The organism is Citricoccus sp. NPDC079358, assembly GCF_040702545.1.
In the GTDB taxonomy this organism is placed as follows: Bacteria; Actinomycetota; Actinomycetes; order Actinomycetales; family Micrococcaceae; genus Citricoccus.
Genome location: NZ_JBFBLI010000027.1, coordinates 1 through 8084 on the forward strand (window position 1 = coordinate 1; position 8084 = coordinate 8084).

An 8084-nucleotide genomic window follows, 5' to 3' on the forward strand; every position below is an offset into this window, starting at 1 on the left:
GAGAGTTTCCTCGACGGATCACACGGTGGCCGCGCTTTACGTCGCGAGCGACGAACTGGCCACCGTGGGCTACACCACTTTAGGGGGCACTACTTGACCTGACTACGTGCATTCGCACGAACCTGGATTGCGCCGACATCTGCGTAACGACCGGAAATGTTCTCTCACGGCGCACCGGCTATAACGCCGATGTCACTCGCTCCGTACTGGAGACGTGTCAGAAGGTGTGCCAGACGTGCGCTGAGGAGTGTGAGAAGCACGCTGAGATGCACGATCATTGCCGCGTTTGTGCGGAGGCATGCCGCCGGTGTGAGCAGGCTTGCGCCGATTTACTGACATCCCTGGGCTGATCCTGGTACGGAATGGTTGTGGGTGGCAGGAACCACGTTCCTGCCACCCACATGAGAAGCCCGGCTCTCCCCACCACTAGATGTTGTGGTGATGTCTGTGACGTCTACTGCATGGCAAGTCCCGAAGTACCAGGGGCTATCCAAGGTATTGGGCTGTCATCGTTAGAACAGCACAGGCCCTTCCAACGCAGCCCATAGGAAACCGGCCAGGATGCCGAGTGCCAGGCTGGCTGTGGCGGCCGCACCGGCGGTGGTCGCCGGCCAAGTGGCCGCCCCGCCGGGGCGGGGGAAGCCAGGAGAATTCTTGGGTGGTCGGGCGTAAACGGGACCGAACCAGCGCAGGTAGTAGAAGAGGCTGAGCACGCTGTTAAGCATCACCACCAGGGCTAGCCAGCCGTGCCCGCCGTCCCAGGCGGCGGTGGCGGTGGTGAGCTTGCCGACGAACACGGCCAGCGGTGGGGTACCTACCAGTCCGAGCAGCGCGATAAGCAGTGTCAGTGCCAGCCCGGGGCGGGCGCGAGCCAGACCCCGATAAGCAGTCAGTTCTCGGTGTTCGGGCAGCGCTGCGGTGACGGCGAAAGCGGCAACGTTGGTCAGGGCGTAGGCGGCGAGGTAGAACAGCAGTGCGGGCAGTGCGAGGTCGCTGCGCCCGGCGGCGGCTACGGGCACGAGCAGGAACCCGACCTGGGCCACCGTCGACCAGCCCAGCAGCCGGCGAGGATCGCGCTGCCAATAGGCGGCGAGGTTGCCCAGGAACATCGAGACTGTGGCCAGTATCGCCGCGACGATCAGCCAGGAATCGTTCCCGGCCGAGACCGTGGCCACGAGCCGGTAGATGGCGACTAGTGCTCCGATCTTGGGCACGGTGGTGAGGAATGTCGCGGCGGTGGCGCCGGTGCCTTGTGCGGCGTCGGGCACCCAGAAGTGGGCAGGTGCCCCGCCGGCTTTGAAGAGCAACCCGGCGAGTACACACAGCACGCCGACGCCCACGGCTGCGGCTGGTGCTGCAGGCAGCTCGTTGGCGAGTCGGTCGTAGTTGGTGCCACCGGCCAGGGCGTAGAGCACGGTGACTCCGAGCATGAGCACAATCCCGGACAGCGCCCCCATGAAGTAGGTTTTCATGGCAGCTTCGGCCCCAGCGGCGCCGCCGGTGAGTCCCACGATGGCGTACAGGGGGATGCTGGCAAGCAGGAATCCGACGATGAGTACGAGGAGGTCGGTGGTCCCGGCCAGGACCATGACTCCGGTGGTGGCGAAGAGTAGCAGCGCGTAGGTGTCAGATTCCCGGGGGGAGCCGGCGATCTCTCCGGAGGCCACGCCCAACACCAACAGGGTGGTGATGGCGGCGATCACTCGAGCGGCACCGGTGGCGGTGTCCACGGCGAAGGTGCCGGCGAACGCGGCTTGTGGGGGACCGGCCATGGCCAGGGCGGCGGCGGTCGCGGCGCCCAGCAGGGCTAAGGCGGCTACGGCGCGGGCGATCCACTGTCGGTGGCGGGGTAGGAATGATCCGCCCAGCAGGACGACGAGGCCGCCGACGAAGATGATGATTTCGGGTAGTAACAGTGCGGGTTGCATCTGCATCGAGACGTCCACCGGCTACCTCCCGACCAGGTTCACGAGGGTTGCCGAGGCCGGTTCGATCACTTCGAGCAACACCTGGGGCAGTACTCCGATAAGCAGGGATAGGGCCAGTAACGGGCCGATCGACCACAGTTCCCGGCCGCGCAGGTCTCCGAACCCGGGCGACTGGCCCCGCATGGGACCGGTGAAGACGCGCTGCAGCGCCAGCAGGAACAAAGCGGCGGTGACCAGGATGCCCGGCAGCGCAATCGCGGTGACCGGGGCGACTGCGATGCTGCCGGCAAAGATCTGGAACTCGGCGATGAACCCGGATAACCCGGGCAGGCCCAGGGAGGCGAACGCTGCGACGGCGAACAGTGCCGCATAGCGCGGGGCAGCGGTTGCTAGGCCCCCGTAGGAGCCCATGTCGTAGGTACCGGCCCGGGCGTGCATCACCCCGGCCAGTAAGAAGAGCGCGGCGGTGATCAGCCCGTGGCTGACCATTTGCACAACCGCGCCGGTGACTGCCACAGAACGGGCTTGGGCGGTGTCATCGACAATGAGGCCGACCGCGCCCAGGGCCAGGATGATATAGCCCATGTGGTTGACCGAGGTGTAAGCGATCATCCGTTTGAGGTTGGTCTGGGCCAGTGCCACGAACGCTCCGTACAGCACCGAGACGATACCGATTGCCACGATTACCCAGGCCCAGGACTGCCACGCCTCGGGCAGGATCGGCATGGCAATGCGCACGAACCCATACGTACCCATCTTGAGCAGCACGCCTGCCAGCACGGCCGAGCCGGTGGCCGGGGCATCGGTGTGAGCCGGGGGCAGCCAAGTGTGGAAGGGCACAGTGGGCGTCTTCACGGCCAACCCCACCAGGATCGCTGCCAACACCAACCCGCCGGCCAGTGGATTGCCCTCCAACGGGGTGGCTGCGACAAGCTCGGGAATGTCGAAGGTATGTGGATCCGAGGCCACGTAGAGCCCGATGAAGCCCAGCAGCAGGGCCAGGGAACCCAGGAACGTGTAGAGGAAGAACTTCAGCGCCGAACGAGCAGCGTTACCGTGGCCCCACCCGGCGATGACGAAGTACATGCCCACGATGGACAGATCGAAGAACACGAAGAACAAGATGAGGTCGGCGGCCACGAACAGCCCGAGGCTCACACCTTGGAGGAACAAGAACAGTGCCGTTTGTGCGCGGGGTCGTTCGGAGTCTCTCAGCGCGTAGATGGCACACGCTAGGAACACGATCGCTGTCATGGCTAGCAGGGGCAATGACAGCCCGTCGACACCGACGTGGTAGCTACTGTTGACTCCCGGGATCCATGGCACCTGCTCTTCGAACGCCAACCTGCCCAGCCCCGGATCCTCGTAACGGGCCCAGAGTACGCCGATGAGCACCAATTCCACAGCACTCACGGCCACCCACACCCACCGGGCGGCCGCGGGACCGATCGCGGGCACCGCGGCGACGACGGCGGCGACAGCCACGGGCAGGAAGACGATCAGACTGAGCATGTTCATCCCATCACGGCGTAGACAGACCAGATCACGGCGCCGACGGCGAGCACCGCGACGGTCTGGAGGAAGTACTGGTGGACGGCCCCGGTTTGCGGGACCCGGGCCAGCTGTCCGAGCCGGCGAACCCGGCCGGCGATGACGGCAACACCCCGATCGACCCCGTCGTCGTCAGCCCGGCTGGCAGCCCGCGCCAGCACGGGCATCGTCCCAGCCAGGGCGTTCACGGCCCGGTCCAAGACGCGGTCATCGAACCGCGCCAGGGCGCGTGCTAGGGCCAGCGACGGGCGGACGATCACGGCGTGTGCGGCCGTCTCCAGTCCTAGCCACCCGAGAGCCCACCCCGGCTCAGGGGCAGGCAGCCTGAGCATCAGCAGCACTACGGCCGCAGCGATCCCGGCCGAGACGGCCAGTTCGGCAACCGAGACTTCACCATGTCCACCCAGGGCGTCGGTGAGTATGCGGCTGAGCGGGGGCAGGGCGAGCACACCGAGCACGGCCGCCGCGACAGCGAGCACGACCAGCGGGGCCTGTTCCAGGGCACTGACTTTGCCAGTGCCCTCAGCCCGGACTTCCGTGTGGGTACGGCGGCGCCAGATCGCCCACAGGATCTTGCCGGCATAGGCCGCCGACAGTGCAGCAGCTACCAGTCCGGCAGCGTAGAGCCACGGGGAAGCCTCGAGCGCGGCGGTGAGCACGGCGTCCTTCGTGGCCCACAGGGACAACGGAGCAACCCCCGCCAAGGCCAGCGCCGCCACAGTCGCGGCCACACCCACAACCGGCCACCGACGGGCCACACCCCGCAATTTCGCGATCTCCTCGGTGCCCAATGCCGTCAACCACGCACCGGCAGCCAGAAACAACAGAGCCTTGACCGAAGCGTGTGCGACCAGGTGGGCGGCGCCACCGCTGACGGCACCCACACCGGCTGCAAGCACCACGAAGCCCAGTTGGGCAACCGTGGAGGCCGCCAACAGCTGCTTGAGCTCCCGCTGCCCCAATGCCACGACCCCCATGAGTACCGCTGTGAGCACCCCGATCCAGGCTGCCGCAGGCCCGGCCCACCCGGTCGAGGCCAGCAACGGCTCCACACGCAACAACAAGTATCCGCCCATGGCGACCATCGCCGCCGAGTGCAGCAGCGCACTCACCGGACTGGGGCCCTTCATCGCCCCAGAAAGCCAGAAAGAGAACGGCAATTGCGCAGCCTTGCCCAAGGCCGCCACCAGGATCCCGGCTGCGGCGACGTGGCGCCACGGGTCTTGCGCGGCCGGCAGGTCGGCCAGGGCCATGCCCGCCCCACCAGCCAGCGCGGCGCCAGCGGCAACATAGAGACCCAAATCAGCGGTGCGAGTCGTGATGAAGGCCGTCAGTCCCGCCGAAACGCGGCCAGAGTCCCGCCACCAGAACCCGATTAAGGCATACGAGGTCGCCCCCATCACCTCCCAAGCGAACAGCAGCGCCGGGAGGCTGGCAGCTGTCGCGGTGGCCAGAGCAACCGCCGAGAAGATCAGCATCAGCCCATGGAAACGAGCCCGTGACTGCCGGATGCTCCTGGCCGCGAACACCAGCACCAGGAAGGTCACCGCGGAGACCATCGGCACGGTCAACGCTGCAAGAGCGTCGACTTCCAACACGAAGTCGGCCCCGGCCACGAACGGGTACGACACCGCCGGCCGTGCCAACGCAGTGCCCAACGCCAGAACAGTCGTCAGCCCGGCAGTCACCACCGCGATCGGGGCCGCGAACCGGCCTGCCCGGGTCAGGGCGAGCACAACACCCACGGCAGCCGGAAGCACAACCATGGCCAAGAGGGCTGCCTGCGCCCCGGTCACCGGGACAACTCCTCGGCCATATCGGTCATATCCGTCTGCCGCCGGCGGTGTAACAACGTGGCCACGGCAAAACCCATAGCCATCTCCACAGTCATCGCCGCCAGCACCACCAACAGCAGAACCTGCCCAGACGGATCTGGGGCCAGGAACCACCAGAACCCGGCGGCAGCCAACAACACCCCGTTGATCATCAGCTCCAGGCCCATCATCACCATTACGACGACCTGCTGAGACAAGGCCCCGTAAAGACCCACCGCGAACAACGCGGCAGCGACCACCAACACAGCTTCGAGAGTCACCGGCCCACACCCCCCGACTGGGGATCATCAGCCGGACGCCGGCGCAGATCATCACCGAACCGGTCATAACGGGTGCGATGGGCGGCCAGGACCACCCCGGCGACGATAGTCGCGACCATGACAGGACCCACCACAGCCATGACCAACATCTTCTCGCCCATGATTTCCAAACCGAGTACGTGCGTGAGGTCGTCGGGCGGCCCGCCGCGGCGCTGCGGCCACGGGATGAGCACGGCACCGCCTGCCAACAGCACGAAAACACCAACCGAGGCGCCGATCGCCGTCTTCTTCCCGTGGGTCATATCCATCGGCATCAGCGCCGGATTCATGCCCATGAACATCACCATGTAGACCGCCATCACCGCCATCTCCATGACCATCATCAAGATCGTGATCAGCCCAAGATAGTTCTGCTGCAGCAGCAGAATCTGCACACCCACAGCAATGAACGACACAGCCAGCGCATAGGTAGCTCGGGCCATGGAATCCACCACGAACACCACCACACCAGCGGCGACAGCGACCCCGGCCAGCACCCAGAACGCGATTCCGATCAGCATGGTTCAGCCTTCCCAGACAACAACGAGAGACACGACCAGATCCTGGACCACAGCGGCCGGGAGCAGCACCATCCACCCGATCTCCATGAACCGATCCGGGCGCAACAGGGGAACCTTGCGGCGCAGCCACACCAGCACGGCCAACACCGCCACGGCCTTGACCAACACCCAGGCCCAACCCGGCAACCACGGCCCGGCACCCCCACCTAAGAACAGCGGCACCGAAAACGCAGCCCCGGCGGCCAGGAACATATAACGCCCGGCCTGGAAGACCAGACGGTCCACCGCCGAAAGCTCAGCTAACACCCCACCGGCGATGTCTGCGGCAAGGGCCGGGGCGAACGGGCCCCACACGGAAAAACCCATCACACCGACCAAGTAGACAAGAAACGCCACGGGCATCCACACCACGAACCACAGGCCCTCCTGAGCGGCAGCCACATCCCCGACCGCGAGACTGCCAGCAGCGATCGCCGGGGCCACCAGCGCAAACATCAACGGCAGCTCGTAGGCCAACCCGTGAGCCAGGAACCGGTAACCACCCACCAGGCTGTGCGTCGAATTCGCTCCCCACCCCGCCAGCCACACCAAGGCCCAGACCATGACATCGACGGCGTTGAACCACACAACACCCACATCGAGATCAGCCAACGTCCACCGGCCAAACGGGATCACCGCGACGATCAAGAACGCGCCCACAAACATCCCAGCGCCACCGACGCGCCACAGCAGAGTGTCCGCGGCCACGGTTGTGCGCCGGCGCTGCCGCAACAACCGGGCAGTACGACTCAACGGCGCAGCCCACCCCCCGCCGACGCCCTGCGCCCGGGCCGATAGCACCGCATCAAGAGCTACCGCGAAGAAAGCCAGGCCGCACAAGATCACCCCGGCCAACACCGCCCACACAGCAGGAACGGCCACCACCGCATCCTCAGGCATGCCTCACCTCCTGGGCGACTGGGAACGGCCCCAGACTCAAACTAGCCACGGCCAGCCGTACAGTGGCCAGCTCCAACCCAGTCACCAAGTGCGGCACCATCTGCCACGGAAATACGCCATCGTCCACCAGCACCGGACCCGTACCGCCGACCTCAACCCGGACCCGCTGCACCATTGACAACAGCCGGTCGTAGGCGTCGCCCCGACAACCCTCCGGCAGACCATGACGTTCCAGATCAGACTGACCGAGCACCAGCACCCCCCGCAGAGACCAGCGCAACAACCAAGACCTCCGGACCGTGCGGTACAACCGCTCGACGCCATCCCGGGCGGCAACCTGATCACCACGCAACAAAGCGTCGCGAACCTGGCGGGCACGAGCCGCCAGATCATCGGCTCCGGCCAGCGCCAACAGCGCCATGACGTCGTCACACCGAACCGCAAGCATAAGACCAGGCTGCGAGTCATGCGCTCTGGACCCATGGTCGGAACCGTCAACAACGGACGCCGCAGCATCGACTACGACATCACCCTGCAGCGAGCAGTCCAGCACCAGACCAGCCGGCCAGAACGGAAGCACAGGACCAAGCGGTAGGTGCAACACATCCATCTCAAGACCGTCCCGATCCTGCCCACCCTGCGCCAAAGAAATCCCCTCAGGAGCCATATCCATCCCACCATGTCCCCCGTGGCCGCTGTGGCCACTGTGGTCCATGCCCCCGTGACTGCCGTGGCCACTGTGGTCCATGCCCCCGTGACTGCCGTGGCCACTGTGGTCCATCTGGCTGTGGTCTTCGTGACCGTTGTGACTTTCGTGGTCGCTGTGGTCGGGATCTTCGTGGCCGGCATGGTCGCCGTGGTTCATCTGGCCGTGGCCGCTATGGTCCTCGTGGCCGCTGTGGTCCTCCTGATTGTGGCCACTGTGGTCCATGCCCCCGTGACTGCCGTGGCCACTGTGGTCCATCTGGCTGTGGTCTTCGTGACCGTTGTGACTTTCGTGGTCGCTGTGGT

Annotated in this window: 9 protein-coding genes and 1 pseudogene; 3 read left to right on the forward strand and 7 right to left on the reverse strand. The window is 65.9% G+C overall.

The annotated features are described in order from the left end of the window. Positions 1-95: 95 nt before the first annotated feature. A pseudogene (locus tag AB0333_RS16725) lies at positions 96-350 on the forward strand (four-helix bundle copper-binding protein); the annotation flags it as partial. A gap of 162 nt (positions 351-512) precedes the next feature. Here the strand turns inward: AB0333_RS16725 and AB0333_RS16730 are convergent. From AB0333_RS16730 to AB0333_RS16760, 7 genes are read right to left on the reverse strand one after another with little or no spacing between them, the layout of a single operon-like run. Further along, positions 513-1934, reverse strand: coding sequence for a proton-conducting transporter membrane subunit (locus AB0333_RS16730; protein WP_345354560.1), 1422 nt, complete (start codon positions 1932-1934; stop codon positions 513-515). Positions 1935-1949: 15 nt separating this feature from the next. Continuing rightward, on the reverse strand, positions 1950-3440 hold the full coding sequence (locus AB0333_RS16735) for an NADH-quinone oxidoreductase subunit M (protein WP_345354562.1): 1491 nt from the start codon (positions 3438-3440) through the stop codon (positions 1950-1952). 2 nt (positions 3441-3442) lie between these two features. Next, positions 3443-5275, reverse strand: coding sequence for a proton-conducting transporter membrane subunit (locus AB0333_RS16740; protein WP_345354564.1), 1833 nt, complete (start codon positions 5273-5275; stop codon positions 3443-3445). Next, entirely contained in the window at positions 5272-5553 is a 282-nt protein-coding gene (locus tag AB0333_RS16745; RefSeq protein WP_345354566.1) for an NADH-quinone oxidoreductase subunit K, read from the reverse strand. The genes AB0333_RS16740 and AB0333_RS16745 overlap by 4 nt, the downstream gene beginning before the upstream one ends. A gap of 17 nt (positions 5554-5570) precedes the next feature. Further along, positions 5571-6134, reverse strand: a complete 564-nt coding sequence (locus tag AB0333_RS16750; protein WP_345354568.1) for an NADH-quinone oxidoreductase subunit J — start codon at positions 6132-6134, stop codon at positions 5571-5573. Positions 6135-6137: 3 nt separating this feature from the next. Then, positions 6138-7073, reverse strand: coding sequence for a complex I subunit 1 family protein (locus AB0333_RS16755; protein WP_345354570.1), 936 nt, complete (start codon positions 7071-7073; stop codon positions 6138-6140). Further along, positions 7066-7521, reverse strand: a complete 456-nt coding sequence (locus AB0333_RS16760) for a hypothetical protein (protein ID WP_366219812.1) — start codon at positions 7519-7521, stop codon at positions 7066-7068. Before AB0333_RS16760 ends, AB0333_RS16755 begins: the two co-directional genes overlap by 8 nt. An 18-nt stretch (positions 7522-7539) precedes the next feature. On the opposite strand from AB0333_RS16760, the gene AB0333_RS16765 reads away from it, so the two are divergent. Then, positions 7540-7668: a hypothetical protein gene (locus tag AB0333_RS16765; protein WP_345354574.1), complete on the forward strand. Its 129-nt coding sequence runs from the start codon at positions 7540-7542 to the stop codon at positions 7666-7668. Further along, a partial coding sequence (locus AB0333_RS16770; protein ID WP_366219813.1) for a hypothetical protein occupies positions 7669-8084 on the forward strand: 416 nt, incomplete at its 3' end.

Coding starts and splice junctions, on each gene's coding strand:
- AB0333_RS16730 (WP_345354560.1), bottom strand. CDS start 1,934: ATGCAGATGCAACCCGCACTGTTACTACCCGAAATCATCATCTTCGTC.
- AB0333_RS16735 (WP_345354562.1), bottom strand. CDS start 3,440: ATGCTCAGTCTGATCGTCTTCCTGCCCGTGGCTGTCGCCGCCGTCGTC.
- AB0333_RS16750 (WP_345354568.1), bottom strand. CDS start 6,134: ATGCTGATCGGAATCGCGTTCTGGGTGCTGGCCGGGGTCGCTGTCGCC.
- AB0333_RS16755 (WP_345354570.1), bottom strand. CDS start 7,073: ATGCCTGAGGATGCGGTGGTGGCCGTTCCTGCTGTGTGGGCGGTGTTG.
- AB0333_RS16760 (WP_366219812.1), bottom strand. CDS start 7,521: ATGCTTGCGGTTCGGTGTGACGACGTCATGGCGCTGTTGGCGCTGGCC.
- AB0333_RS16765 (WP_345354574.1), top strand. CDS start 7,540: ATGCGCTCTGGACCCATGGTCGGAACCGTCAACAACGGACGCCGCAGC.